26 protein-coding genes are annotated in these 26,382 nt (G+C 61.1%); 9 read left to right on the plus strand and 17 right to left on the minus strand.

The window, feature by feature from the left end; all coding sequences use genetic code 11:
• Nucleotides 1-228 precede the first annotated feature (228 nt).
• Nucleotides 229-963 (plus strand): cell envelope integrity EipB family protein, encoded by a 735-nt coding sequence (locus tag HG718_RS05390; protein ID WP_160587653.1) that lies wholly within the window; start codon nt 229-231, stop codon nt 961-963.
• Here HG718_RS05390 and HG718_RS05395 read toward each other — a convergent pair.
• From HG718_RS05395 to HG718_RS05410, 4 genes are read right to left on the minus strand one after another with little or no spacing between them, the layout of a single operon-like run.
• Nucleotides 960-2,228 (minus strand): DNA polymerase IV, encoded by a 1,269-nt coding sequence (locus tag HG718_RS05395; RefSeq protein WP_160587654.1) that lies wholly within the window; start codon nt 2,226-2,228, stop codon nt 960-962. The genes HG718_RS05390 and HG718_RS05395 overlap by 4 nt on opposite strands.
• The gene (locus HG718_RS05400) at nt 2,228-3,160 is read right to left on the minus strand and encodes an ROK family protein (protein WP_160587655.1); all 933 of its coding nucleotides are present in this window, start codon (nt 3,158-3,160) and stop codon (nt 2,228-2,230) included. Before HG718_RS05400 ends, HG718_RS05395 begins: the two co-directional genes overlap by 1 nt.
• A gap of 11 nt (nt 3,161-3,171) precedes the next feature.
• A complete protein-coding gene (locus tag HG718_RS05405; protein WP_160587656.1) occupies nt 3,172-3,864 on the minus strand; it encodes a hypothetical protein in 693 nt (230 codons plus the stop codon).
• A complete protein-coding gene (locus HG718_RS05410) occupies nt 3,861-4,148 on the minus strand; it encodes a DUF3572 family protein (protein WP_160587657.1) in 288 nt (95 codons plus the stop codon). Before HG718_RS05410 ends, HG718_RS05405 begins: the two co-directional genes overlap by 4 nt.
• Before the next feature lie 260 nt (nt 4,149-4,408).
• Here HG718_RS05410 and HG718_RS05415 point away from each other — a divergent pair, with 260 nt between their 5' ends.
• Nucleotides 4,409-4,774, plus strand: coding sequence for a response regulator (locus tag HG718_RS05415; RefSeq protein WP_027837681.1), 366 nt, complete (start codon nt 4,409-4,411; stop codon nt 4,772-4,774).
• A gap of 24 nt (nt 4,775-4,798) precedes the next feature.
• Entirely contained in the window at nt 4,799-6,172 is a 1,374-nt protein-coding gene (locus HG718_RS05420) for a PleD family two-component system response regulator (protein ID WP_160587658.1), read from the plus strand.
• Between the two features lie 712 nt (nt 6,173-6,884).
• On the opposite strand, the gene rpmG is transcribed toward HG718_RS05420, so the two are convergent.
• The 7 genes from rpmG to topA all read right to left on the minus strand — a co-directional run bounded on the left by rpmG (nt 6,885) and on the right by topA (nt 15,727).
• Complete coding sequence (gene rpmG, locus HG718_RS05425) at nt 6,885-7,052, minus strand: 50S ribosomal protein L33 (protein ID WP_027837683.1); 168 nt, start codon at nt 7,050-7,052, stop codon at nt 6,885-6,887.
• Between the two features lie 133 nt (nt 7,053-7,185).
• Nucleotides 7,186-8,406, minus strand: coding sequence for an MFS transporter (locus HG718_RS05430; protein ID WP_160587659.1), 1,221 nt, complete (start codon nt 8,404-8,406; stop codon nt 7,186-7,188).
• A gap of 40 nt (nt 8,407-8,446) precedes the next feature.
• On the minus strand, nt 8,447-9,109 hold the full coding sequence (locus HG718_RS05435) for an NUDIX hydrolase (RefSeq protein ID WP_160587660.1): 663 nt from the start codon (nt 9,107-9,109) through the stop codon (nt 8,447-8,449).
• Nucleotides 9,106-9,669: an NUDIX hydrolase gene (locus HG718_RS05440; RefSeq protein ID WP_342212747.1), complete on the minus strand. Its 564-nt coding sequence runs from the start codon at nt 9,667-9,669 to the stop codon at nt 9,106-9,108. The genes HG718_RS05435 and HG718_RS05440 overlap by 4 nt, the downstream gene beginning before the upstream one ends.
• Before the next feature lie 307 nt (nt 9,670-9,976).
• Nucleotides 9,977-10,402, minus strand: coding sequence for a DUF983 domain-containing protein (locus HG718_RS05445; RefSeq protein ID WP_244617703.1), 426 nt, complete (start codon nt 10,400-10,402; stop codon nt 9,977-9,979).
• A gap of 207 nt (nt 10,403-10,609) precedes the next feature.
• Complete coding sequence (gene rnr, locus HG718_RS05450; RefSeq protein ID WP_160587661.1) at nt 10,610-13,054, minus strand: ribonuclease R; 2,445 nt, start codon at nt 13,052-13,054, stop codon at nt 10,610-10,612.
• Nucleotides 13,055-15,727, minus strand: coding sequence for a type I DNA topoisomerase (topA, locus tag HG718_RS05455; protein ID WP_244624781.1), 2,673 nt, complete (start codon nt 15,725-15,727; stop codon nt 13,055-13,057). It abuts the gene before it with no gap.
• A 336-nt stretch (nt 15,728-16,063) separates the two neighbouring features.
• Here topA and HG718_RS05460 point away from each other — a divergent pair, with 336 nt between their 5' ends.
• Entirely contained in the window at nt 16,064-16,291 is a 228-nt protein-coding gene (locus HG718_RS05460) for a hypothetical protein (RefSeq protein WP_160587663.1), read from the plus strand.
• A gap of 74 nt (nt 16,292-16,365) precedes the next feature.
• Here the strand turns inward: HG718_RS05460 and dprA are convergent, their stop codons facing one another.
• From dprA to HG718_RS05485, 5 genes are read right to left on the minus strand one after another with little or no spacing between them, the layout of a single operon-like run.
• Nucleotides 16,366-17,493 carry a DNA-processing protein DprA gene (dprA, locus tag HG718_RS05465; RefSeq protein WP_160587664.1) on the minus strand — a complete coding sequence of 376 codons (1,128 nt, stop codon included), beginning with the start codon at nt 17,491-17,493 and terminating at the stop codon, nt 16,366-16,368.
• 4 nt (nt 17,494-17,497) lie between these two features.
• The gene (gene plsY / locus HG718_RS05470) at nt 17,498-18,136 is read right to left on the minus strand and encodes a glycerol-3-phosphate 1-O-acyltransferase PlsY (protein WP_036261184.1); all 639 of its coding nucleotides are present in this window, start codon (nt 18,134-18,136) and stop codon (nt 17,498-17,500) included.
• A 53-nt stretch (nt 18,137-18,189) separates the two neighbouring features.
• Nucleotides 18,190-19,473 carry a dihydroorotase gene (pyrC, locus tag HG718_RS05475; protein ID WP_160587665.1) on the minus strand — a complete coding sequence of 428 codons (1,284 nt, stop codon included), beginning with the start codon at nt 19,471-19,473 and terminating at the stop codon, nt 18,190-18,192.
• 6 nt (nt 19,474-19,479) lie between these two features.
• Nucleotides 19,480-20,463, minus strand: coding sequence for an aspartate carbamoyltransferase catalytic subunit (locus HG718_RS05480; protein WP_160587666.1), 984 nt, complete (start codon nt 20,461-20,463; stop codon nt 19,480-19,482).
• Nucleotides 20,464-20,504: 41 nt separating this feature from the next.
• Nucleotides 20,505-21,431, minus strand: a complete 927-nt coding sequence (locus HG718_RS05485; RefSeq protein ID WP_027837693.1) for an AEC family transporter — start codon at nt 21,429-21,431, stop codon at nt 20,505-20,507.
• Between the two features lie 107 nt (nt 21,432-21,538).
• On the opposite strand from HG718_RS05485, the gene HG718_RS05490 reads away from it, so the two are divergent.
• Nucleotides 21,539-22,009 carry a PaaI family thioesterase gene (locus tag HG718_RS05490; protein WP_160587667.1) on the plus strand — a complete coding sequence of 157 codons (471 nt, stop codon included), beginning with the start codon at nt 21,539-21,541 and terminating at the stop codon, nt 22,007-22,009.
• Here the strand turns inward: HG718_RS05490 and ruvX are convergent.
• Nucleotides 22,002-22,496 (minus strand): Holliday junction resolvase RuvX, encoded by a 495-nt coding sequence (ruvX, locus tag HG718_RS05495; protein WP_160587668.1) that lies wholly within the window; start codon nt 22,494-22,496, stop codon nt 22,002-22,004. The genes HG718_RS05490 and ruvX overlap by 8 nt on opposite strands.
• 171 nt (nt 22,497-22,667) lie before the next feature.
• On the opposite strand from ruvX, the gene gatC reads away from it, so the two are divergent.
• The 4 genes from gatC to HG718_RS05515 all read left to right on the plus strand — a co-directional run bounded on the left by gatC (nt 22,668) and on the right by HG718_RS05515 (nt 26,331).
• Nucleotides 22,668-22,955, plus strand: a complete 288-nt coding sequence (gene gatC, locus HG718_RS05500; protein ID WP_027837695.1) for an Asp-tRNA(Asn)/Glu-tRNA(Gln) amidotransferase subunit GatC — start codon at nt 22,668-22,670, stop codon at nt 22,953-22,955.
• A complete protein-coding gene (gatA, locus tag HG718_RS05505; RefSeq protein ID WP_160587669.1) occupies nt 22,955-24,433 on the plus strand; it encodes an Asp-tRNA(Asn)/Glu-tRNA(Gln) amidotransferase subunit GatA in 1,479 nt (492 codons plus the stop codon). The genes gatC and gatA overlap by 1 nt, the downstream gene beginning before the upstream one ends.
• Nucleotides 24,433-25,896 carry an Asp-tRNA(Asn)/Glu-tRNA(Gln) amidotransferase subunit GatB gene (gene gatB / locus HG718_RS05510; RefSeq protein ID WP_205345671.1) on the plus strand — a complete coding sequence of 488 codons (1,464 nt, stop codon included), beginning with the start codon at nt 24,433-24,435 and terminating at the stop codon, nt 25,894-25,896. Before gatA ends, gatB begins: the two co-directional genes overlap by 1 nt.
• 90 nt (nt 25,897-25,986) lie before the next feature.
• The gene (locus tag HG718_RS05515) at nt 25,987-26,331 is read left to right on the plus strand and encodes a hypothetical protein (protein ID WP_160587671.1); all 345 of its coding nucleotides are present in this window, start codon (nt 25,987-25,989) and stop codon (nt 26,329-26,331) included.
• Nucleotides 26,332-26,382: the final 51 nt, after the last annotated feature.

Below are 26,382 nucleotides of genomic sequence, written 5' to 3' on the forward strand. Positions count from 1 at the left end.
GCATGTGATTCACCATCTGACGGGGAAAGACCTGCAGTTTTCCCCCGCCGGGCGGCAGAATCTGCCCGGCAGTTTGGGCCCTGCGGGTGCTTGGGGTAGGCTTCGCGTATGGAAGGCAGGAACGACATGGCAGGACTCCGCAGAAGAGCGCTTCGTTGGCTTGTGATCGCTGCGGGTGGCGTGGCTGCTTTGGCAAACGCGGGCAGCGCCTTTGCTGCGGGCACCGGCTTGAGCCCACACCGTGCCGTCTATGCCATGAAGATGATTTCCAGCACGGAAGGGTCCGACATCTCGTCGGTTACCGGCAAGCTGGTGCTGGAGTGGCAGGGGTCGGCTTGCGAGGGCTGGGTGACCAACCAGCGCATCGTCAACCGGATGGGGAGCAAGCAGGGCAGCAGCTTCGTCAGCGACTTCCGGGTCAGTTCGTGGGAAGCCGGCGACGGCAGTGATTACACCTTTTCCATGATCCACTATGTCAACGGCGAGACCATCGAGGAGATCGAAGGCTCGGCCGTTCGCAAGGAAGACAAAAGCCTGGCCACGCTGAGCAAACCTGAGGATGGAACCATTGCTTTGCCGGACGGTGTGGTGTTTCCGACCGAACAGATCAGCCGGATGCTCGACGCAGCCCATGCGGGCCGGACGGTATTTGCCGTGCCTGTCTTTGATGGGTCAGATACGGAGCACTATTTCGACACCACAGCCATCCTGGGCGGTCGCAAGAAGGGGGCGCCGCAGGGCGAGGAAGCCAGGGCCGGAAAGAGCCTTGAAGGCCTGGCGCACTGGCCTGTGCAGGTCAGCTATTTCAACCCCGGTGACAGCACGGGATTGCCGGACTACGAGGTTTCATTCCAGGTCTACGAGAACGGTGTCTCCACCGGACTTGTGATGGACTACGGTGATCTTGTTCTTGGTGCTGACCTGATGGATCTCACCATGCTGCCCGTGCCGGAGTGCAACTAGGGCTTTCGGATTCCCCGGCCCTTGTCGATCATTTCCTTGCCGAACTTTGCGCGGACCTTGTCGACAGCGCGCTCCGCTGCTGCGCGGCGGTTTGCGTCAGGATCAAGAAGGTCCCCCATCTGCATCCCGCCCGTTGCCGTTACTAGATTGGCGACCCCGATTCCGATCAGGCGGTAGGCGGTGCCATCGGTCTCGGGTCTCAGCAATTGTCGGCCAGCCCGAAAAATCACGTCTGCCAGCTGGGTCGGATCGCTCAAGGTCAGGTTTCGAGTGCGTGTTTTGAAATCTGCACTCTTGAGCTTCAGGGTCACGGTGTGGCCAGCAAGATCTGCGGTCTTGCAGCGGCCGGCCACCTTGTCACTCAGCCGCCAGAGAATGCCCTCCAGCGCGTCATAGTCCCGGATGTCATCGTTGAAGGTGGTCTCGGCGCTGATGCTCTTTGCTTCTCGCACCGGTTTGACCTCGCGGCTGTCTTCACCGCGGGACAAGCGGGCAAGCCGCAGGCCCAACTGCCCATAGCGTGCCATCAGTTCACGTTCATCCGCCTGCTGAAGGTCGGAGATCATTGTGATCCCTGCAGCTTCCAGCTTGCGCTGCATGGCCTTGCCGACACCCCATATCTTTCCAACGGGCATCCTTGCCAGGAGCGCTTTGGTTTCGGTTTTGCCGATGATTGAAAATCCGCGAGGCTTGTCGAGATCGGAGGCCAGCTTGGCGAGAAACTTGTTGTGGCTCAGTCCCACCGACACGGTGATGCCGATCTGTTCCTCGATGCGGGCGGCAAGGCGCATCAGGGTTTCGGCGGCACTCATGCGATGGAGCCGCTCTGTGCCTGTCAGGTCAAGAAAGGCTTCGTCGATCGATATCGGCTCGACCAAGGGCGTGACATCGCGCATCAAGGCGCGTACCTCGCGGCCGACGGCTGCGTATTTCTCCATGCTGGGTTTGATGACTGTGGCGTGAGGACAGGCTTTCAATGCCTTGAACATCGGCATTGCCGAGCCGACCCCATAGGTTCTTGCGATGTAGCAAGCCGTGGACACAACCCCTCGATGACCGCCTCCGATGATTAGCGGCTTGTCGCGCAGGGATGGATCATCCCGTTTCTCGATGGCTGCATAGAATGCATCACAGTCAATGTGCGCGATGGTGAGGTCCAGAAGTTCATCATGGCTGGCGATGCGCGGGCGGCCGCATGACGGGCAGCGTCGCGGAAGTGGTTCGCCTGCGACCCGGGCAAAGCAATCGCGGCAAATGGCTGCCATCAGCGCAGCCCCGTCTGATGCGATTGGGTATCGGCATGTTCCGGCCACAACCATGCCGCTCCTCGGATGCCGCTTGAGGCGCCGTGGACGTTCCGCCTGATGAGGGTGGATACCGAGTCTGAAAAGACATAGCGCGGGAGTAGCCGGGGCACGGCATCGTAGAGGTGGTCCATATGGCTGAGGCCACCGCCGAGGACGATCACGTGCGGGTCGACAATGTTGATGACTATGGCCAGCGCACGGGCCAGGCGATCCGCATGGCGGTCCAGTGAGGCCTTGGCCTCCGTATTGCCGGTCGCTGCGGCAAGCGCGATGTTCTCAGGTTTGAGGCGATGCTTTGTTATCCGCAGGTGGTCAGCGGCCAGCCCGGGGCCGGAGCACCAGGCTTCCACGCAGCCCTGTTTGCCGCAATAGCAGTCGGGCCCCGGCAGTTCGTGCGCCTGTGGCCAGGGCAGAGGGATGTGGCCCCACTCACCGGCAATTGCGTTTGGGCCTGAAAGGAGCTTTCCGTCCACTACAAATCCGCCGCCGACCCCTGTCCCGGCAATCACGCCGAAGACACTTTGGGCACCTCGTCCGGCGCCATCGGTGGCTTCCGACAGGGCAAAGCAGTCGGCATCGTTCGCCAGGCGCACACGCGGGCCGAGCCTTTGCTCCAGATGCGTGTGAAGTGGCTGGCCGATAAGCCAGGTTGAATTGGCGTTCTTGACGATACCTGTGGCGGGGGAGATGGCCCCGGGCATGCCGATGCCGACGGGGCATGTGGCGCCGGCTTCCCGGTCCAGCTGCCCGACCAGGTGACTGATCAGATCGAGTGTAGCCTCGTAGTCACCCGCAGGTGTCGGCTCACGCAGGCGCAGGAGGTCTTCTCCATGCGGGCCCATCAGCATGGCTTCGGTCTTGGTGCCGCCGAGGTCAATGCCGATGCGCATGGCAGGGTGCCTCAGGCGCTCAGGCCGGTCTTGTGGGCCTGGATGGTGCTGTGGATATGGTCGGCCGCGTGCGTCCAGTCGCCGGAGCTCACATGGCGCGCCTTGGGTGACGGGACCAATTTGCGCAGGCGCGGGTCGGCCACAAAATGCACGAGATGGACACCATCGACGGCATCATGAACTGATTGGAGGTTGTGGGGGATGTCATCGAGGAAGAAGACCGGCTTACCTCCGCGAGCCGCCAAAGACGCCATTGCCGGGCCTTTCAGGCCCGCATTGGCAACAAGCGGGTAGGGCATGCCGCTTTCGGCGAGGGAACGGGCACGGCTGTCACGCTGAGGAAAGGGCACGTTGGAGAGGACGACGATGTCCGCGTGATCCGCGAGCTTGCTGAGAGCTTCCGCTGCGCCAGGCACCGGTGCCAGCCGGTGAGTTTCCGCCTCGAAGAACCCGCCAAGCAGGCCTTTCATTTCGCGGGCTTCGACGACGGCACCGGTTTCCTTGAAGCGTACATTGCCGGTGATTGCGAAGCTGTCGAGGGTGATTTCGTATCCTTCACGTTCCAGATAGGCCTCGAGCCCGGCCATGAACTGAAACAGGACTTCATCTGCATCGGTAACGATCAGCGGCCGCTCAGGATCGAGGCGAAGTTCGTCGATCTGCTGGATGACAAAAGGGTCGAGGTCGGTAGTCGCGGTGGTCATATGGACGTCCAGTCCTGGTTGAATGCGCGGCCTGTAAGTGTGCGGCGGGCGCGGGCCGGTGCGTCGTCCGGGCAGCCCTGTTCGGCTGTGAAGGCCAGCAAAAGGGATTCGTTCCCCAGAAGATAATCCAGGATGGCCGTTTGTCCCTCGATCGTAGCAACAAGCTGACGGAGGTCCTGCGGAGTGATGCCGGTCATGCGCAGAAAGCCATCGATCCGCTGGCTGTCATCAAGCAGGAAGGTTAACCCGCTGAGGGCCAGAATCTGGGCGTCGTCTTGAGTCACGCGGTGTTTTTCCCTGTTTTTCAACCAAAAATCGCGCCTGGCGTGTCGTGCTTAAACAGTGCCTTAAGCCTTTTGGCCCACAGTCAGCGGCGTAGGTGAAAGAAGCTGGCGCCACCTTCGGACAGATGCCGTCACCAAGGATTGCTCTGACCCTGTCCGGACTGGCGGATAGCCTGTCTATCACGTGGGCAAACATGGCCGAGACGGCCAGGGGAAGCCAAGAGATATCAGCGGTGCCTACCGCCCTCGGGAGATACGACATGTCGAAGCGGGTTTTGATTGTTGAGGACAACGAGCTGAACATGAAGCTGTTTCATGACCTGCTCGATGCCCATGGATACGAGACGCTCCAGACCCGGGATGGCATGGAGGCGCTGGAGCTTGCGCGCTCCGAGCGACCGGATCTTATTCTGATGGATATCCAGCTGCCGGAAGTATCCGGCCTGGAAGTCACGAAGTGGCTGAAGGAAGACGATACGCTGCGGGAAATCCCCGTGGTTGCCGTCACGGCCTTTGCCATGAAGGGTGACGAGGAGAAAATTCGGCAGGGAGGCTGCGAGGCTTACATCGCAAAGCCGATCTCTGTCGCACAGTTCATGGAAACCGTGCAGCGGTTTCTGGGCTAGCGGCGCAAGCCGGGAGAGCGTTTCATGACGGCGCGAGTTCTCGTGGTCGATGACATTCCGGCGAATGTCAAACTTCTGGAAGCCAAGCTGACGGCTGAGTACTTTGACGTGTCCACGGCCACCAATGGCCTGGAAGCGCTCGAAGCTGCTGTGTCTGAGAAGCCTGATATCATCCTGCTTGATGTGATGATGCCGGAGATGGACGGCTTCGAGGTTTGCCGTAGGCTCAAGTCGCAGCCGGAAACGCAGCACGTGCCGGTGATCATGGTGACGGCGCTGGATCAGCCGACAGACCGGGTGACGGGCCTTGAGGCAGGCGCTGATGATTTCCTGACCAAGCCGGTTGACGATATCGCCCTGATGGCGCGCGTCCGCAGCCTTGTTCGGCTCAAGCTGATGACGGATGAGCTGCGCCTCCGTGAGGCCACGGGCAGCAAGCTGGGCCTCATGGATGATGCCGAAGCGCTGCACCGTGCCGGCAAGGGCATGGGGCGTGTACTGGTGGTCGAGGACCGGGAAACGTCCGCGCGCCGCATTGCAGACAGTCTGCGGGAGAGCAACCGCGTCACCATTGAGAGCGATGCGCGTGAAGCACTGATGCGGGTGAACGGGGAAGACTTCGATCTCGTTGTCGTCAGCCTGTCGCTTGAGCGGTCAGACGGCCTGCGGTTTTGCTCCCATCTGCGCTCCGAAGAGCGGACGCGCAATACCCCGATCCTTTCGATCGTCGAGAATGGCGATACCGCGCGACTGGTTCGGGCGCTCGATATGGGCGTGAATGATTATCTGATGCGGCCGGTGGACCGAAACGAACTCACCGCGCGTGTGCGGACGCAGCTGAAGCGGAAACGCTACCAGGATCTGTTGCGGGAGAACCTGCAACTGAGCCTCGAGATGGCGATCACTGATCCGCTGACCGGGCTCTACAATCGCCGTTACATGGAGAGTCACTTGTCGACGCTGGTCCAGCGGGCAGCTGATCGGGGCAAGCCGATGTCGCTCCTGATCATGGATATCGATTTCTTCAAGTCGGTCAACGACACCCACGGCCATGATGTGGGTGACGATGTCCTGAGGGAATTTGGCATTCGGCTGCAGCAGAATGTCCGCGGCATTGACCTTGCCTGCCGGTTTGGCGGTGAGGAGTTCGTAGTAGTGATGCCTGACACAGATGTGGCTTTTGCCCACAACGTGGCGGAACGGCTGCGTAAATCCATTGCTGCGACGCCCTTTGTCGTGGATGGCGGCGAGAAATCCCTCGATATCACCGCGTCGATCGGCATCACGTCGCTGCATGCACCGGATGAAAGCGTCGACCAGCTCCTGAAGCGTGCCGATCAGGCCCTGTACCGTGCCAAGCGGGAAGGGCGGAACCGGGTGGTTTCCGAGGCCGCTTAACGCCGATCTTCACGCCAAAATTCTCCCATGCATGACCTGACCCAGGTCATACGGATCCGCCTGGGTGATCAGCACTGTGCGTGAATGCGTGGATAAGCTGTGGATAGCGAAGCAAAACTGCCAAGAAACATGGTTAACCCGCTTATTTTCTTGCGGTTTTTTAATATGAACAATGGATTAATCGCTTGCGCCCATGTGATCGGGTGCTAGGCTTCCCGCCGCCGGTATCTTTTTGGGGGAGCTGCCGGCACAGCGCCGATTGCCTGCAGGTGGGGATTTGCAGGCACTCCGGCCGCTTAAAACGGGGGGCGTGACCTTCTCCAGCGTCTGTTTTCGGGCGTTATCAATGGGGGGATCGCCGTTCCAGACCTTGTGCCGGTTTTGGGGAAGCCGCATCTCTCCCAGGACCGTTTTGCGTGCTGACGGTGGACACCGGGGTCGGATAGGCCTCTTTTGATCCCGGGTCCTCAAGCTGACAGGACGTTTGGTCTGGCACCGCATTGACGGGTGGACACAGCCGCATCTGGTCTGCCCAAGCGGTGATTTTACCGGCCAGGGGAAGGTTGGGCCCTTCCTCTGGCCGCCCGGCCTCTTCTAGTCAAATATCAAAACATTTTGGCAATGCCTTGAAGTAGCAACAAAAAACGCCGCCGGCGTGTGCCAGCGGCGCTTTTTGCGAGACTAGAAGACTGCCACCACAGGCAGGGCAGTCTTACTTGATCTTGGTTTCCTTGAACTCGACGTGCTTGCGCGCGACCGGGTCATACTTCTTGACGACCATCTTGTCGGTCATCGTGCGGGCGTTCTTCTTCGTCACATAGAAGTAGCCGGTGTCCGCGGTGCTCTGAAGCTTGATCTTGATGGTTGTCGGCTTAGCCATTTGGCCGGCTCCTGCAGAGAATTGATGGGCCCCGATATCCCCGCAAATCAACCTGGCAGGGGAGGCGAAGCGCGCAACCTAATGATCGCTGCGCTGCTGTCAAGATGCCTGCTGACCTATGCAGGCTTTCTGTTCATGGCCGGTCGCCTTCCGGCGGGTCGATGGGACCTGCGCTGGAGCGTCGCCAGAGGGTGAGAATGAGGCCGAAGCTGGCCACCAGTGCCAGGCTCATGGGCAGGCCATGGGGTTGGAATGTATCCATGGCGATGCCACCTGCTGCCGGGCCGAGGAGCGAGCCGAGAGAGTACATCACAACGAAGGCGGCGTTGGCACCGGCTAAATCCGCCCCCGAGAAGCGTTGGCCAAGCAGGGCAAGGCCAACGGTGTAAAGACCGACCACAACGCCCCCATAGGCGAACAGTACCGGATAGAGAAGCCAGGGCTGGCCTGCCGTCGCAGGCAGCAGGAGTGGCCCGGCGACGCCGATTGCAGCGCAACCGGCGAGCACAAGTCGGCGGTCGATACGGTCAGCGAGGTACCCGATCGGTACCTGTAGGGCCACATTGCCCGCAGCGAAAACCGTGAGAACCAAAGCCGCGACATCAGCGGTGGCGCCGGACCTCAAGGAGTAGATCGGCAGGAGGTTGAAAACCTGAGTCTCGATGGCGCCGTAGGCAAGAGCGGCGAAAGTGGCCGCTGGCGCGACCAGAATGAAGGCCGCAAAGGAATGGCTTGGCTTCTCGGTCAGGTGGGGCATGAGCCCCTTGCCCAGCTGCAGGGGCAGGATCGCGACGAGCATCATTGTGGCCGTCAGCAGGAAGGGCAGCGTGCCGTCCGTGCCGATCGCAAGCAACATGACCGGCCCCAGGGCAAAGGAGCCGGAGAAGATCGTTGCGTACAAGCCCATGACCCGACCGCGCGATTTTTCCAGGGTCACCTGGTTTATCCATATCTCGCTGACGATGAAGAGCCCTGCGAGTGCGGAGGCGGTGACGAAGCGGATCGGGAACCAGAAATAGACATCCGGCAGGGCGACGTAGGCCAGTGTGCCGAGCGACGCGACCATGGCACAGGTGATCAGGAAGGCCATCATCGGCACATGCCGTAAGATGCGCGGCACGAGCGGCGTGAAAAGGATGTGGGACAGGCCCACCATGGCTGTATTGAGGCCGATCAGTGTGGCGGAGGCCCCCATGGATTCCATGCGCAGCGCCAGCAGGGGCAGCGTGGCTCCCAGTCCCACGCCCACAGCGGCAATACAGCCGAGGGCCGCGGCAATCGACCGGCGGCGTTCGGCATCCGTAAGGCTTTCAACCGCCGGGGGCTCGATGATGGTCGTGGTCGAACGTTCCACCGGGCTGTCTCCCTCCTGGTCTGCCGTGACTGCTTTGGGATCAGTCTTCGTAGGTGAGAACAGGTGTGCCGCGGCGGTAGCGCCAGAAGGCGACCGGCCCCTGCAGAGAGCCTGCACTGCTGCGGCGAATGACTTCCTGAAGAACGAATTCGGTTACGTCGATCACAGGCAGCGCCAGTGCCCTGGCGAGCGGATACCAGTCCAGGTCGAGGAGCTCGCCGGACCCGGCAAGTGTGCCTTCTACCGGCGCGTTCTCCGCAACAAAGAAACGGGCATGAAAGCGGATCGGGCTTTCCGCAGGCGTGATGGCACGCGCGAGGAGGCTGAGGGTCCGTGTGTCCGGGACAAGGCCGCGTTGCTGGAAGACTTGCCAGGTGCCGCTTGCGGCCTGACCGATATCCCCGTCCGTTCCGAGCAGGAGGCCGGTCTCTTCGAATGTCTCCCGGATCGCCGCAGCTTCAAGTGCCTGCTGTGCCGCATCTGGCGCTGTGCGGTTGGTTGCGGTCCGAATGCGACGATCCTCCGCGTCCAGCTTTCCACCGGGGAAGACGAAGGCGTCAGGAATGAAGGCATGCCGTGAGTGGCGCCGGCCCATGAGGACTTCGGGGCCGTCGTTTCCGTGGCGGAGAAGAACGAGACTTGCGGCATCGCGCGGCTTTACGCGCTGGGCCGGGCGCGCTGGTGTCTGAGGCAGGGCAGTCATGGGGCAATCTTGTCCTGCACCGGCTTCGCGCCGCGGAAATATATGAAGGGCACGGGGCGACGGTTGGCCTTTGCCGGCTCGACGAGCCTTGCCTCAACTTCGGCGAGCACGGCGCGGGTTATGTTGGGCAATTCGAGGTCACGTGCTTCGGTGATCGTCAGCCAATGCAGGTCCAGCAATTCGCCTGAGGCGCCGCCGGTGTCATGCATGTCACTGAGGATCGCTGACGCGTCGCCGATAAAAAAACGTGTGTCGAACCGCCGGGTGCGATAGGGCGGTGTGATAGCGCGCGCCACCATCCGGAACTTCGATAGATCAGGCAGCGCGCCTTGCTGGAAATAGGCGTTCCAGTCCGCGTGGCGCGATTTCGGCGGTGCGTCCTGATTGGCGGCCCCGACAACCAGCCCGGTCTCCTCAAACGTTTCACGAACAGCGGCAAGGGCATAGGAGCGGGCGCGAGCCTGCGTTGGCCGGCCGCCGCGCATGCGGTCCATCAGTTGCCGCTGTACTGGAGGGGACAAATCCCGCGCCGGGGTAATTCGGCTGTCGGCACGGTCCACCCGGCCCCCGGGAAAGACATACTTGTTGGGCATGAACTTGTGCCCGGCGTGCCGTTTCCCCATGAGAATGCGCGGCGCGTTGTCATCATGCCGGACGAGAATAAGCGTTGCGGCATCACGCGGGCGGACAGCGGGGGACTTGTCCTGCCGGTACTCGCTCGGCCGCATATAGGCTGGATCGAAAGGTCCGTTGCTTCCCTTCGAATGTCCCTTTGTCGCCGTTCCCTGGGTGCTTGTATTCTTGTCGTGAGTTTTTGTCATGGCCGCGACGATGCCGCGCCGGGGCAAGACTGTCTAGGACTTGAAATCAGTCCGCAGCTGTGCGCACGCGGTCGGACTCGTCCGCTTCAAAACCGTGCATGCGGAATGCCCATTGCAGCCCCACCAGCGATCCTTTCACCGGTGGAAGCATGGCAAGGCACATGATCACCGTCACAGGCAGCCAGATCGCCATGTGGATCCACAGGGCCGGTGCCCACAGGCGCTCCATCAGGATCATGAGCGGGATGATGATGTGCCCGGAAATGAAGATGGTGAAATAGGGTGGGGCATCATCGGCCCGGTGGTGATGCAGTTCCTGCCCGCAGGTGGCGCACGAATCATCAACCTTCAGATACGAGCTGAAGAGTGCGCCTTCGCCGCATTTTGGGCATTTGAGCTTTGCGCCTTTAAGCATGGCGGGCCACAGCGGACGGCGGGGCGGACGGGCATCCGCGAAGGAGTCGTTTGTCATGGTCTCGGTCATGCGTATCGGCTTTTCGCTTGGCATGGATCCGGTGCCGTGGGTCGCCCTGTGTCTAGGCAGGCCCGGGAGAGCAGCGGAGATGCGGTGTAACAGTCAGCGAAAAAGTGGAAGCGACGCGGCTTGTTCTCAAGGTGTCGCTTTGACGCACGGGTTGCAACCGTGGTGCGAAAAAGTGACACGCTGCGGCGCGCAGGGTCAGGTGCCTGGCCGGGAGAGTTTACGTTTTCCCGTGCGTCCACTGGGTTTCCCGCCTGATTTGCGACCGCTGCGAGGCGAAGGTGACCGTCCTCTCCGGCCGCCGGGCCCTGAGCGGGAGGATGATGTGTCGCGGCGGGCATGCTTGCGCTCGGCGCTGTCTGCTCGGCGTCCCCCGGCCAGAAGCTCGAATCGTAACCCGCCCTTGAGGGGCGCGACTTCTTCGAGGCGCACGGTCACATCGTCACCGAGGCGATACATCATACCGGTTCGCTCACCAACCAGCGCATGCAGGCTCTCGGAGTGATGGTAATAGTCGCCACCCAATGACGCGATGGGTACGAGGCCGTCAGCGCCGGTTTCCTTTAGGCGCACAAACAGACCGAAACGGGTTACGCCGGAGATGCGGCCTTCGAACTCTGACCCCAGACGGTCCGCAAGATAGTGGGCCAGATAGCGGTCGGTGGAAGAGCGCTCGGCCATCATCGCACGTCGCTCTGTGCCGGAAATGTGTTCGGCCGTCTGTGCCAGCCTGTCGACTTCTTCGGGGGTCAGGCCGTCCTTCGGGATGTTCGGCCCAAGACCAAGGGCCCGGATGAGTGAGCGGTGTACCAGAAGGTCCGCATAGCGGCGGATAGGTGACGTGAAATGCGCGTAGCGCTGCAGGTTCAATCCGAAATGGCCGATGTTTTCAGGATTGTACTCAGCCTGCGCCATCGAGCGGAGCACGACTTCACTAACGAGATCCGCCGTTTCGCTTCCGGAAACCGTCGTGAGAATTCGGTTGATGTGGCCGGGTTTGACCACTGCGCCCCGCGGCAGGTTCAGATCAAGCGTCTGGAGAAACTCGGATAGGGCAGTGAGCTTCTCCGGGGAAGGGGCATCGTGGACGCGATAGACAACAGGGGCGTTCTTCGCTTCCAGGCTTTCCGCTGCGCAGACATTGGCCGCAATCATGAAAGTTTCAATCAGCCGCATGCTGTCGAGGCGCTCAACCTCCCGGATGCGCGAGATGTGCCCGTCTTCGCCGATCTCGATCTTCCGTTCCGGCAGGTCCAGGGCAAGCGGCGCGCGCTTGCCCTGCGCCTTCAGCACGGTCTCGTAGGCCTTGAACAAGGGGATAATCACGTCTTCGGTGATCTGCGCCGGCACATCGGGTGCCTTGCCGTCATAGGCTGCCTGGGCCTGCTGATATGACAGGCGGGCGGCAGAGCGCATGAGACCACGCATGAATTCGTGCGCGACCTTGTTGCCATCCTTGTCGAACACCATCCGCACTGCGATGCAGGGGCGGGGCTTTCCTTCCACCAGAGAGCAGAGATCGTTTGAAATACGCTCCGGCAGCATGGGAACCACGCGGTCCGGGAAGTAGGCCGAATTGCCCCGTTTGCGTGCTTCGCCATCGAGGGCCGATCCGGGGCGGACATAGCCTGCGACGTCCGCGATCGCAACAATCACCTGGTGGCCGCCCGGGTTCTTCGGGTCGTCATCGGCGGCTGCCCACACCGCGTCGTCATGATCGCGGGCGTCAGCCGGATCTATGGTGATGAGCGGCACGTCTCTCATATCCGTCCGTCCACGGACGGTCGCGGGCTTGATTGCGTCAGCTTCGGCTGTCACCTCTTTCGGAAACTCAACCGGAATGCCCTGTTCGTGAATGGCAATGAGGCTGATTGCATGGACGTCGTCCATCGTACTCAGTGCCTTGACGACACGTGCCGCGCGGGGTCCGTGGCGGGTAGGGGAGAGCAGTTCTGCCTCAACCAGGTCGTCGGGCTGCGCTTTGCCGATATCCGCGTTTGCAACTCGGTAATCGCCGCGCTCGCGCTTGTCGACGGGTTCAAGTGTCCAGTCCTTGCCCGGTCCGGCTCGCAATACGCCGATCACGGTTTTTGCGCCCATACCAAGCTTCTTGATGACGCGAGCTTCGTAGTCGAAGTCTTCCTCGGCCTTGCCTAGCCGCGCCAGCACACGGTCACCGATACCGAAGGACGCGTTGTCCTTGTGACCGGCTGGCGCGAGCACAATGGTCGGCGGCGCCATGTCAGACTGCCAATTGACCGGACGTGCCAGTAATTCGCCATCGGCATCCTGCTCTGTGATTTCGATCACACCGACGGGCGGAAGTTCTCCCGGCTTCGAGAACTTCTTGCGCGGGCCGCGCTCAAGCAGGCCGTCTTCTTCCATCTCACGCAGCAGGCCCTTCAGGGCAACTCGCTGGGGACCTTGCACGCGGAAGGCCCGGGCAATCTCGCGTTTGCCCGGTGTGCCCTCGTAGGTGGAGATGAACTCCAGTACCTGGTCCCTTGTCGGGAGGAAATTGGCCGATGCAGCCTTGGCTTTGCCGCGCTTTGGCGCCTTGCCGGCCCTGGATGCGCGGGCAGGTGGCTTGGAGCGGTTGGCTTTCGCGCGCTTGGGGCGGGGGCTGCCGGGTTTCTTGCTCACTTAGGAGGCATCCGTATCCGCCGGGGTGGCGGTCTTGGCCTTGGCTTTTGTTTTGGTTTTCGCCTTGGTTTTGGCCTTTGTCTTGGTCTTGGCTTTCGCTTTGGCCTTCGTCTTTGCCTTGGCTTTGGTTTTCGCCTTGGCCTTCGACTTAGTCGCGGTCTTTTTTCCGGACTTGGCGGCCTTCGCGGCCACAAGCTCGACCGCACGTTCCAGGGTCAGATTGTCGATGTCTTCCGACTTGGGAATCGTGGCGTTGATCTTGCCGTGCTTGATATAGGGGCCGTAACGGCCATCGAGCACCTGCACCGGGCCGCCATCGTCGGGGTGTTCGCCCAGTTCCTTCAGAACGGTGGCCTGGTTGCGACCACGTCCTCGCTGGGCCTTCTGCGCAATGGCATCCACAGCGCGATTGATGCCGACGGTAAAGACTTCCTCGATGCTGTCGAGGTTTGCGTATTTGCCGTCGTGCAGCACGAAGGGCCCATAGCGGCCGAGACCTGCGGTGATCATCTTCCCCGTTTCGGGGTGTTCCCCCACATCTCGTGGCAATGACAGAAGCTTCAAGGCGTAGTCGAAATCGACGTCGTTCTTGTCCATTCCCTTGGGAATGCCGGAGCGCTTGGGCTTCTCATTCTCTTCGGTCTTCTCCCCGAGCTGAATATAGGGGCCGAAGCGGCCAGACTTGAGAAGCACAGGCATGCCTGTCTCCGGATCCGTTCCGAGTTCCTTGTCGCCGCCCGCGGCCTGCTCGGCACCGTCACCTGCCATGGGGCGGGTGAACTTGCATTCGGGGTAGTTCGAGCAGCCGATGAAGGCACCATAGCGGCCGGTCTTGATTGAAAGCTGGCCGACGCCGCAGGTCGGGCAGAGGCGCGGATCTGATCCATCTCCCTTGTCAGGAAATACGTGCGGGCCAAGCACATCGTTCAAGGTGTCGAGCACCTCGGTGATGCGCAATTCCTTGGTATCGTCGATGGCCGCGACGAAATCCTGCCAGAAGTCCCGCAGCAATTCGCGCCAGTCCACTTCGCCTGCGGACACTGCATCGAGTTTTTCTTCCAGGCCGGCTGTGAAGTCGTACTGGACGTAGCGGTTGAAGAACTTCTCCAGGAAGGCCGTTACCACGCGCCCCTTGTCCTCCGGCACGAACCGGTTGCGATCCATATGCACGTACTCACGATCCCTCAGGGTGCTGAGGGTCGAGGCGTAGGTGGAGGGGCGGCCGATGCCGAGTTCTTCCATGCGCCGCACCAGCGAGGCTTCCGTGAAGCGGGGCGGGGGCTCGGTGAAATGCTGATCTGCGTTGACGGTCACTGTCTTTGGTGTATCGCCCTGCGTGAGCTTCGGCAGGCGCTTGCTGTCGTCGTCGCCGTCCGGGTCGTCGACTCCTTCCTGATACAGGGTCAGAAAACCATCGAAGACGAGCACGGAACCGGTCGCGCGCATGCCGACTTTGCCGTTGGCATCTGCGAGTTCGACGGTTGTGCGCTCGAAGCTGGCGCTCTCCATCTGGCTGGCAATCGCCCGCTTCCAGACAAGTTCATAGAGCTTCAGCTGTTCATCGCTGAGATAGCGGGCCACGTCCTGCGGGGTGCGGGCAAGATCAGTCGGACGGATGGCTTCATGCGCTTCTTGCGCATTCTTTGCCTTGGTCTTGTAGATCCGCGGACTGTCCGGCAGGTACTTGCCGCCGAACTGATGAGCAATGGCATCACGGGCTGCGTCAATCGCCTCAGGCGTCATCTGCACGCCGTCCGTACGCATATAGGTGATGAGACCCACTGTCTCACCGCCAATGTCCTCACCCTCATAGAGGCGCTGGGCGACCTGCATCGTCCGTGAGGCATTGAAGCCGAGCTTGCGGGAGGCTTCCTGCTGCAGCGTTGAGGTGGTGAAGGGCGGCGGCGGATTACGGCGGGCCGGCTTTGCTTCGACAGAGGCGACGGAGAGGGCCGCAGCTTTTACTGCTGCTTCTGCATCCCGCGCCAGGGCTTCGTTGCCCAGGGAAAACTTGTCGAGCTTCTTGCCGTCCAGCGTTGTCAGCCGGGCCGTGAAGCTGTCGCCTTCGTTGTTCTGGAGCCCGGCTTCGATGGTCCAGTATTCCTGCGGCTTGAACTGCTCAATCTCCATCTCGCGGGAGACGATGAGGCGGAGGGCAACGGACTGTACGCGCCCTGCGGAGCGCGAGCCTGGCAGTTTGCGCCAGAGCACGGGTGAGAGGTTGAAGCCAACGAGATAATCAAGCGCGCGGCGGGCCTTATAGGCTTCCACGAGGTCGTCATCGAGACCCCGGCCATTTTCCATCGCTTCGAGGATCGACTTCTTTGTGACGGCGTTGAAGACGACGCGTTCAACGGGAATGCCGAGCGGCTTCTTCTTCTGGAGGATATCCAGGACGTGCCACGAGATGGCTTCGCCTTCGCGGTCCGGGTCAGTTGCCAGGATCAGCTTGTCGGCCCCTTTTACCGCCGATTCGATTTCGCGAATCTGCTTCTTTGAGCTCGGTGAGACCTCCCAGGTCATGTCGAAATCATGCTCAGGGTCCACGGAGCCGTCCTTGGGCGGCAGGTCGCGGACGTGGCCGTAGGAGGCGAGGACCTTATAGTTGCTCCCCAGATATTTGTTGATCGTCTTGGCCTTGGCCGGGGATTCCACAATGACAACGTTGACCACGCAAACCTCGAAAGTCTGGCCGGAAAGAAGGGAAGCCGCGAATTCACAGGAAATTCCGGCGATTCGACGGCACAACATGATCGCTCTGGCCGCAGAGTGTCAAATCCGCTGCGGCCAGACCAGACAGTTCGACATGGAATAGTTGATTGAAATAACCTTGCGTTAGCTTGAGCTTGTTAAGTTTTAGGAGGACACGCGTAGAATGCGCGTTAAACGTGTGTTGTAATGGTTTTGACCAACCACGTATGTACGTCCTTAAAGTTGTGAACGTTCCAGTAGCTCAAGTTGGACGGTTGCTGCGGCAGCAGGGCCGACCAGATAACCAAGACAGAAAGTTTGGCTTTGAACGATAATTCCAACCTCACTGGAGGAGATGACCAGCAGCAGACTGCTGCTTACATCTTCGATATGCTGATCGGCCTTAGTTCGGCCGCCCGGCAGACTGACCTTACGTTCCTGGCTTATCTGCTCGAAATGGCGGGCAGCGAAGCCTCGCGGGTTTCTGAAGGCAAGGCGCCCAGCGGCGCGCAGGACGTACCCGCATCCAAACGCGCCGCCCGCTAGGCGCTTTTGGCTTCCCGTGTATGACGGTGCCTCCCTTATGGGGAGATGAGGCTGACAATCGGGGTCGGCCGCCGTTACACGGATGAGACCACCCCTCCAGGATGACGCTTGGCTTTGCCGGCGAGTTCGAGTTCGAGGATTACGGCTGACAGCGTAGAGATGCTGATGCCGCTCAATCGAGCAAGATCGTCCAGCGGAACCGGAGACGGTCCCAGCAGTTCCAAGACCTTTTCATATCCAGCTTCAGTTGGCGCGGTTTCGTCGTCTGGTACCTGCCGTGAAGCTGAGCCATGATCGAAAAGGTCTGCCGCCGGCATTGCAAACCGCCCATCCAGCCCTTCGAGTACGTCTTCGGCAGACTGGACAAGAACAGCACCGTTGCGGATGAGGTCGTTGGTGCCCCGCGCGCGCTGATCGAGGGGAGATCCCGGCACTGCAAATACATCGCGGCCCTGCTCGGCTGCGAAGCGGGCTGTGATAAGAGAGCCGGAGCGCTGGGCCGCCTCAATCACGACGATGGCGACAGACATGCCCGATATCAGCCGGTTCCTGCGCGGGAAGTAGCGCGCCACTGGCTCCGCTCCGAAGGGCATTTCGGTTATGACCGCGCCCCGTTCCGCGATTGCGCGATACAGGCTTTCGTTCTCGCGCGGGTAGATGTGATCAATGCCGCCCGCCATGACGGCGATCGTGCCGGACGCAAGGCTTGCGTGATGGGCTTGGGTGTCGATACCTCGCGCAAGGCCGGACGCAATTGTGATGCCCTGCGCCCCGAGCCCTTCCGCCATCATCGTTGCCATCTTGCGCCCGGCAGCTGAAGCGTTTCGCGCGCCGACAATGCCGACGGTGTTTGTGCCCGCAATGGCCGATGATCCAAGGCAGGTAAGAATGGGTGGGGGGGCATCCACTTCAGCAAGGAGGGTGGGATAAGCGGGGTCGCCAAGGGGGACGAGGCTGGCACCGTAACGTGCAACACGATCCCGCTCGCGTTCAGCGTCTTTCTCAGGCGTGAGACGGAGTGGCTTTCCGCCGCGCACCCGAGCCGCCAGGCTGGGTGCATTTTCGATTGCCTTGGCCGCTGAACCGTAGCGTGAAAGCAGAGACCAGAAAGTCTGCGGGCCGATATTCGGCGTGCGGATGAGGCGCAGCCAATCGATCAGGTCTCTGTCATCGGCGGGCGGGCCAAAGGAGACCGAAGCCATGGGATCAGCCCTCGCCGGCTTGCTTCTTGGCAGCACCGATACGTGGTTCTTCTCCCGCGAGCAGGCGACGGATATTGTCTTTGTGCCTGATGAAGATCAGCACTGCGAAAAACACCGAGAAGGGGATGACCAGCCACTGGTCATCCAGCCAGAAGTAGACTGGTGCAAGCGCTGCTGCCACCAGCGCGGCCAGCGAGGAGAAACGGAAGATCGCGGCTGTTAGCAGCCAAGTGGCACAGGCGGCCAATCCGATGGGAAAGCTCAGCGCGAGGGTAAGGCCCAGGAAGGTGGCAACACCTTTTCCGCCCTGAAATCGGAGCCATACCGGAAAGATATGCCCAACAAAGGCAGCCGTACCTGCAAGCACGGCCATGGTATCTCCGGCGAAGTATCGAGCAATCAGAACAGCTGCCGCCCCCTTGCCGCCATCGGCGATCAGCGTTGCCAGAGCCACCCATCGGTTGCCGGTGCGCAGCACATTGGTGGCGCCGATATTGCCTGAGCCGACATTACGAATGTCGCCAAGGCCAGCCATTTTGGTGAAGAGGAGGCCAAAGGGGATGGAGCCCAACAGGTAGCCAAAGATGATGGCTGCCGCGTAGTAGGGGGCTGAATATTCGATGGAAATGGGGTCAATGAACATGGCGGCAGTCCCTGGACAGGCGCTTGGGCGCATTGTCCCGTCGCGTGAGTGGCTCAAGCGGTGTGGACTGTCTCTCCGGCCACGACCGTGCGTATGGCGCGGCCCTGGAACCTGCGGGATTCGTGAGCCGTGTTCTTCGATTTTGACCTGAGTGCGTCGGCGTCGACAACCCATGGGGTGCCCGGGTTGATAAGCACCATGTCTGCCGCGGCACCCGCCTTGAGCCGGCCCGAGGGCAGGCCAAGGATATCTGCCGGCTTGCATGTCACAGTCGCCAGGGCTTCCGTGAGCGAAAGCTCCTCATTGTGGACGCGCTCCAGAACCACCGGGAGCAGTGTTTCCAACCCGACGGCTCCGTAGGCCGCTTCGGCGAAGGGGCGCCGCTTGGCGTCTGTGTCCTGCGGATCATGGCCGGACACCACCACATCGATGGTTCCGTCTGCGAGACCTCGCAGCAAAGCCTGCCGGTCATCCTCACCGCGCAGGGGCGGGGACAGCTTGAAGAAAGTCCTGTACTCGCCGATGTCCCCCTCGTTGAGGGAGATGTGGTCGGCGCTGGCTCCGCAGGTGACAGGAAGGCCCTCGGCCTTGGCTTGGCGAATGACATCCAGGGTTTCGCCACAGGAGACCTGGCTTACATGGTAGCGGCCGCCCGTCAGCTCCACGAGACGCAGATCCCGTTCAACGATGATCGTCTCCGCCTCACTGGGAATCCCGGCAAGGCCCAGGCGGGTAGAGAGTTCGCCTTCATTCATGACGCCGGCAGCGGCAAGGGTTGGATCCTCCGCATGCTGAACGATAAGGCCGTTGAACAGTTTCGAGTATGTCAGCGCGCGGCGGAGAAGCTGAGCATTCATGACCGGCCGTGTGCCATCGGTAAAGGCAACTGCACCGGCTTCGCGCAACAGGCCAAACTCGGTCATCTCCTGGCCGGCCAATCCCTTTGTGAGGGCCGCCATGATTTCCACCCGGACGCGGGCTGTGTCGCGGGCGCGCCGGGTAATGAAATCCACCAGCGCTGCGTCGTCGATGACCGGGCTGGTGTTGGGCATCACCACCATGGTGGTCACGCCGCCGGCGGCTGCCGCTTCGCTGGCGCTGGCAAGGCTCTCACGATGTTCCTCGCCAGGCTCGCCGGTAAAGACCCGCATGTCCACCAGGCCGGGTGCAAGGACGTGGCCCTCGCAATCCACGACTTCTATGCCGGACGGGACGCCGGCCCCGAAAAGGTGGCTGCCGAGATCAAGTATCTGGCCGTTCTCAACCAGCACCGCGCCATGTACGTCGAGGCCTGAGGCGGGGTCGACGATGCGGGCATTTATGTAGGCTGTGGACATGTGGCTCTATTGGTTGGGCAGATGGCGGGAGAGGGCGTCGAGCACGGCCATGCGGACTGACACGCCCATCTCTACCTGATCGCGGATGAGGCTGCGGTCGACGTCATCGGCCACGAGGCTGTCAATCTCGACACCTCGGTTCATTGGGCCGGGATGCATGACCAGCGCATCAGGTTTGGCATAGGCCAGCTTTTCGTAGTCGAGGCCGTAATAGCGGAAATATTCCCGGGTCGAGGGAATGAAGGATCCGGACATGCGTTCCATCTGGATGCGGAGCATCATCACCACGTCGCAGCCGTCCAGGCCCTCTTTCATGGAGGTGAAGGCCTGGGCACCCATGGTTTCAATGCCGATCGGCATCAGGGTGGGTGGCGCGATGACACGGACACTCGCTCCCATTGCCAGCAACAGGTGAATATTCGACCTGGCCACGCGGCTGTGCAGGATGTCGCCGCAGATGGCGACGCGCAGGCCTTCAATTCTGCCGAGGCGGCGACGGATCGTCAGGGCATCCAGCAGCGCCTGTGTCGGGTGTTCGTGGGTGCCGTCACCAGCATTGACGACGCCGCAATCCACTTTCTGAGACAGAAGGGCAACAGCACCGGAGTCAGGGTGGCGAACGACCAGCAGGTCCGGCCGCATGGCGTTCAATGTGACCGCGGTGTCGATGAGCGACTCGCCCTTTTTGATGGCGGAGGTCGAGACCGACATGTTCATGACATCCGCGCCGAGCCGCTTGCCGGCAAGTTCGAAGGAGCTCTGGGTCCGGGTTGATGCCTCAAAGAAGAGGTTGATCTGGGTTCGGCCCCGCAGAACTGCGGACTTCTTGTCGACTTGCCGGTTCTGCTCGACATATTCGTCGGCGAGGTCCAGCAACGCGTTGATATCAATAGGGGTTAGGCCCTGGATCCCCAGCAAATGCCGGTGGGGAAAAAGGGGCGTTGCAGCACCGTCGGGCTGCGTCTTGGCGGAGGTCTGGGGCGCGGTCATTAAAGCCGGAGTTTATAGGGATTGGGCAGGCTCGCGGCAAGCTAGTTAAGCAGCCAGATCATGGCTGGCATCGTGGCCATCGCGCAGATGGTTGAGGCGGTGATCAGGCTGGCCATCAGGGGGGCGTCACCGCCCAGCTGGCGGGCCAGGACGTAAGATGCGGTTGCCCCGGGCACCGCGCCGCAAATGATCGCCACCATGCGGGCAATGCCTTCCACATCGAAGACCCAGCACCAGCCGGCCATGAACAAAGGCATGGCCAGAAGTCTCAGGGCAGTGGTTAAGATGATTGGGCCGCGCTGGGCTGTGAACTGGGACAGGTCCAGCCCCGCGCCGACGGCCAGCAGGCCGAGCGCAAGGGCGGCGCGACCCAGAATGTCCACCGCTGCCAGCACAGGCTCCCACAAGCCAATGCCTGAAGCATTTAGGAAGATGCCGACGGCGCAGGCGATCACCAGGGGATTGCGGATGAGTAGCTTGCCCAGTGCCATCAGCCGGGCCGGCTCGTCACCGGCGTAGCGCATCAGGATGAAGACACAGAGCACATTGACCGTGGGCACGAGTACGCCAATGCCGACGGCGGCCAGCGCAAGGCCCTCATTTCCAAACAGGGCGAAGCTTGCTGCGAGGGCAACAAAGCTGTTCCAGCGTGTAGCCCCTTGAAACATGCTGGTGAAGGCCGGGCCCGACTGACCCATGGGTCCGGCGATGAGGGGCCTTAGCGCCATCATGACCAGCGACATGGTGATCAACCCGGCAAACAAGGCTGTTGCCATGTTGGGGACGGGCAGGTTCTCGAAATCGGCGGCGACAAGCGAATGAACCAGCAGGGCAGGGAACAGAATGAAGTAAGTGACCCGGTCCAGGGGCGGCCAGAATTCCTCGCCGGGAAATCCGATCCGGCGAGCGCAGGCACCCAGGGCGATGACCAGAAAGACAGGGATCAGGGCATAGATAATGGGAAGCATGGCACCGCCTTTACCTGGCCTTGGATGTCCCGCCGGCCGGCAGGTCCTATTCTGGCCGTGTTTCCACGCCGGAGTGGGCGTCTGATTTCCTCTAATAGGAGAATTCCATGGGGACTACGAGTCACTCCGGCGCCTCTGATGCTGGCGTGGGCGATACCCATTGGCGGCAGCGCCTTACGGATCTGACCGGTGGGAAGGCCTTGCTCCCGCCTGTGGTGCACCGGTTGTCCCTGGGCGCACTGGCGGAATGGGAACCGGGTTTCGTTCGCAAGAAATGGCCGCTCGACCCGGAACTGCTCAATCCCGAAGGCTTTCTGTTCGGCGGCTACTACGGAGTTTTGGCCGACCAGGTCGGGACATTTGGTGCGATGACGGTGCTCTCGAATGACGAGATGATGCGGACTACCAGCCTCGAGCTGGACTATTTCCGTCCCATTGGTGACGGTCCGCTCATTCTCGAAGGCCGCGTCAGCAACAAGTCGTCATCGCTGCTTCACACGGAAGTGGACTTTATCCTGCCGGACAGCCGGAAAGCCGCACGGGCGCGGGTGGTGTTTGCCTTGCGGCGGCTCAGCTAGCGAGTGCTTGCAGACGATCCAGTGCGCCCTGCAGGATGAAGTTTGCCGCCATTTCGTCGATAACCTCAGCTCGCCGGCGGCGAGAGGTGTCGAGGCTGATCAATTCGCGCTCCATTGCTGCTGTCGAAAGCCTCTCGTCCCACAGCAGGATCGGCACATCCAATTCCCGAGCCAGATTGCGGGCAAATGTGCGGCTGGATTGGGCCCTGGGGCCGGACGTGCCGTCCATGTTGATGGGCAAGCCAAGCACGAGGCCCGCCGTGGCCCTTTCCGCCATGAGGGCTTTCAACTCAACAAGATTGGCTGAAAATTTGCCGCGTTTGAGCGTGGTAACTGGCGACGCGATCCGCCGGTCAGGGTCACTGGTGGCGATACCGATGGTCTTGGTGCCGAGGTCGAGGCCAAGCAGTCCCCCGCGCGGAGGAAGGGCAGCAGCAAACTCCTCAGCGGCTTCGGTGGGGGATTTGGGCGAAACGGGCGCTGTCACGCTTGTGAATTCCCTGTGCCGTTAGGCTTCTGGTTAAGGTTGAAGGGTCTTGTACGTTACGGCTATGGTCCGCGCCACTCTTACTCCCTTTCAGGACCCCAAAAGGCGAGTCGGTGACGTCTTCTCCGGAAGACAGTTCCGGCCAGCCTGAGAAGTTGGATAGCAGGTTTCATGTCAGTCGATGCGGCTACTGTCCGGCGGATCGCCACGCTCGCGCGGATCGCCATCACGGACGAGGAAGTGCCCCCTCTGGTGGGCGAATTGAACCAGATACTGGATTGGGTCGAACAGCTGGGCGAGGTCGACACGGACGGCGTGATGCCGATGACGTCCGTGGCCGATATCACAGCGCCGCTGCGGACCGATGAGGTGACTGACGGTAACAAGGAAGCCGAAGTGCTGAAGAATGCACCGGACGCACGCGAAGGGCATTTCACCGTGCCGAAGGTGGTGGAGTGATGAGCGAGCTGACGACACTCGATATTGCCGCTGCCCGTGATGCGCTGGCCAAGGGCGAGTTTACGTCCGAAGAGCTGACCGCGGCCTATCTCGAAGCCATTGATGCCGCCAAGGTTCTCAACGCCTACATCACGGTACTGCCGGGCAAGGCCATCGAGATGGCGAAGGAAAGCGATGCCCGGCGCAAGGCCGGTGAGGCGGGCGCGCTCGAAGGCATTCCGCTTGCTATCAAGGATCTGTTCTGCACCGAGGGGGTTCAGACGACGGCAGCCAGCCACATTCTGGATGGGTTCACCCCGCCGTATGAAAGCACGGTCACCGGCAGTCTCTGGCAGCAGGGTGCGGTGATGCTGGGCAAAACCAACCTTGATGAATTTGCCATGGGGTCGTCGAACGAGACGTCCTATTACGGTGATGTGCGCAATCCCTGGCGTGCGGATGGCTCTGAGGATGCACTGGTGCCGGGCGGATCGTCTGGCGGATCGGCCGCGGCTGTGGCGGCGCATCTGTGTGCGGCTGCAACGGGCACGGATACCGGCGGATCGATCCGTCAGCCGGGCGCGCTGACCGGTACGGTTGGTCTCAAGCCGACCTATGGCCGCTGCTCGCGCTGGGGCATCATCGCCTTCGCGTCGTCTCTGGACCAGGCAGGTCCCATGACCCGTACGGTTCGTGATGCCGCCATCATGCTCGGTGCTATGGCAGGGCATGACGCAAAGGATTCCACCTCCATCAATACGCCTGTGCCGAATTACGAGGCGGCGCTGGATGGGGGCGTGAAGGGGCTCAAGATCGGTGTCCCCGAGGAATACCGTGTCGACGGCATGCCAAAGGAGATTGAAGATCTCTGGCAGCAGGGCGTGGATTGGCTGAAGGCGCAGGGGGCGGAGATCAAGACCGTTAGCCTGAAGCAGACCAAGAACGCGCTGCCGACCTATTACATCGTGGCTCCGGCGGAAGCTTCGTCCAACCTGGCGCGCTATGACGGTGTGCGCTACGGATTGCGAGTGCCGGGTGATGACATTACCGATATGTATGAGAAGACCCGCGCGGCGGGTTTCGGCGCGGAAGTGAAGCGCCGCATTCTCATCGGAACCTATGTGCTGTCGGCAGGCTACTACGATGCCTACTACCTCAAAGCGCAAAAGGTCCGCACACTGATTGCCCAGGACTTCAAGGCCGCATTCGAGGATGTGGACCTGATCCTGACCCCGACGTCGCCTGAACCCGCTTTCGGCATCGGTGCCAAAACGGACGACCCGCTGAGCATGTATCTCAATGACGTGTTCACGGTGCCGGCGAGCCTAGCCGGGTTGCCGGGCATATCGGTGCCGGCCGGTCTGTCGGCGAATGGGTTGCCGCTTGGCTTGCAGCTGATTGGCAGAGCCTTTGATGAAGAAACAGTACTGCGCGGCGCCTATGCGCTGGAGCAGGCCGCGGGCTTTGAGCATAAGCCCAGCCCATGGTGGAGGGCCTAATGGCGGAAGCAGAATCCAAGCTTGTCGAGGGCGCAACGGGCCCGTGGGAAGTCATCATCGGCATCGAATGCCATGCGCAGGTGGCGTCCAAGTCAAAGCTGTTCTCGGGTGCGGCGACCGAGTTTGGCGCTGATGCCAATACGCAAGTGAGCCTTGTCGATGCCGCCATGCCGGGCATGCTGCCGGTGCTAAATGAGTATTGTGTTGAGCAAGCGGTGCGGACCGGACTTGGGTTGAACTCCAAGATCAACAAGCGGTCCGTCTTTGCCCGGAAGAACTATTTCTATCCGGATTTGCCGCAGGGTTATCAGATTTCCCAGTTCGAACTGCCGATTGTCGGCGAGGGCGAAATCGTGCTCGACCTGGCGGAAGGTGTACAACGCACTGTCGGCATCGAGCGGCTGCATCTGGAGCAGGATGCGGGCAAGAGCCTGCATGATCAGGACCCGGCATTGTCGTTTGTGGACCTCAACCGGTCCGGGGTGGCGCTGATGGAAATCGTGTCAAAGCCCGACATGCGGTCCGCGGAGGAAGCGCAGGCCTTCCTCAAGAAGCTGCGGACGATTGTGCGCTATCTGGGCACATGTGACGGCAACATGGAGCAGGGCTCCATGCGTGGGGACATCAACGTCTCTGTGCGGCGACCGGGCGGTGAGCTTGGGACGCGCTGTGAGATCAAGAACGTCAACTCGTTCCGTTTTGTCGGTCAGGCTGTCGAGTATGAAGTCGGCCGCCAGATTGACCTGATCGAAGATGGCGGTGAGGTCCTGCAGGAGACGCGGCTGTTTGACCCGAAGACCGGGCAGACCAGGTCCATGCGCTCGAAAGAAGAGGCGCATGATTATCGCTACTTCCCGGATCCGGATTTATTGCCGCTTGAACTGACAGATGAGTTTATTGACAGCATCCGCGCAACTCTGCCGGAAATGCCGGACCAGAAGAAGGCACGCTTCGTTGAGCAGTTCGGGCTCAAGCCCTATGACGCCGGCGTGCTAGCCGGGGACAAGGCCTCTTCCGATTTCTTCGAACAGGTGGCGGAGGGCCGCGATGCGCGTGTTGCTGCCAACTGGGTGACCAGCGAACTCTTCGGGGCGCTCAACAAGCTAGGCAAGGATATTGACGAGAGCCCTGTGTCTGCTGAGCAGCTGGGCGAACTCATCGACCTCATCTCTGACAACACGATTTCCGGCCGCATCGCCAAGGATGTGTTTGAGATCATGCTGGAAACGGGCGATGCGCCCGGCAAGATCGTCGAAGACAAGGGTCTCAAGCAGGTGACCGACACGGGCGCTATCGAGGCAATCGTTGACGAGATTCTTGCGGCCAATCCTGACAAGGTGGCGGAGGCGAAGGAGAAGCCCAAGCTAGCCGGCTGGTTTGTCGGCCAGGTAATGAAAGCCAGCCAGGGCAAGGCTAACCCGGCCATGGTCAACGAAATCCTGGCCAAGAAGCTCGGCGGATGATCGGCTGGCCTCTTTAGGGCCGCAAGGTCCGGCATGCTATATTGTCCGCAAGAAATCTGTCTCGGCCCCGCGGATTATCGGAGAAGTGCCATGCGTAGTCTTGTTGGTGGTGTTGTGGCGGCTCTGCTGCTTGCGGGGCCCGCTCAGGCCGGAATTGCGAAGATAAAGGGCCTTCATGATGACCATGAGCGCATCGAACCACTGATCAAGGCGCCTATGACGAAGGTCGAGGGCCAGGGCACCGTCTTTGCCGTCATTGGCGGTGACTACGGGTTTACTCTCTATGATGCGTCGGGTGCAGAAGTCGTCGAGTATGAGGACAGTCAGGAAGCTGTAGGCCTCACCCTTGCGCCGGGAAGTTACAGGGTCATTCCCAGCATTGATGATGACGTGCATCACCACCAGTTCATTGAAATTCTGGTGAAGACGGATTGAGTGGATACGGCACCGCGACCATATGAACCCCGCAGCACGCGCTGCGGGGTT

Origin of the sequence: Pyruvatibacter mobilis (genome assembly GCF_012848855.1) — a bacterium.
GTDB lineage: Bacteria > Pseudomonadota > Alphaproteobacteria > CGMCC-115125 > CGMCC-115125 > Pyruvatibacter > Pyruvatibacter mobilis.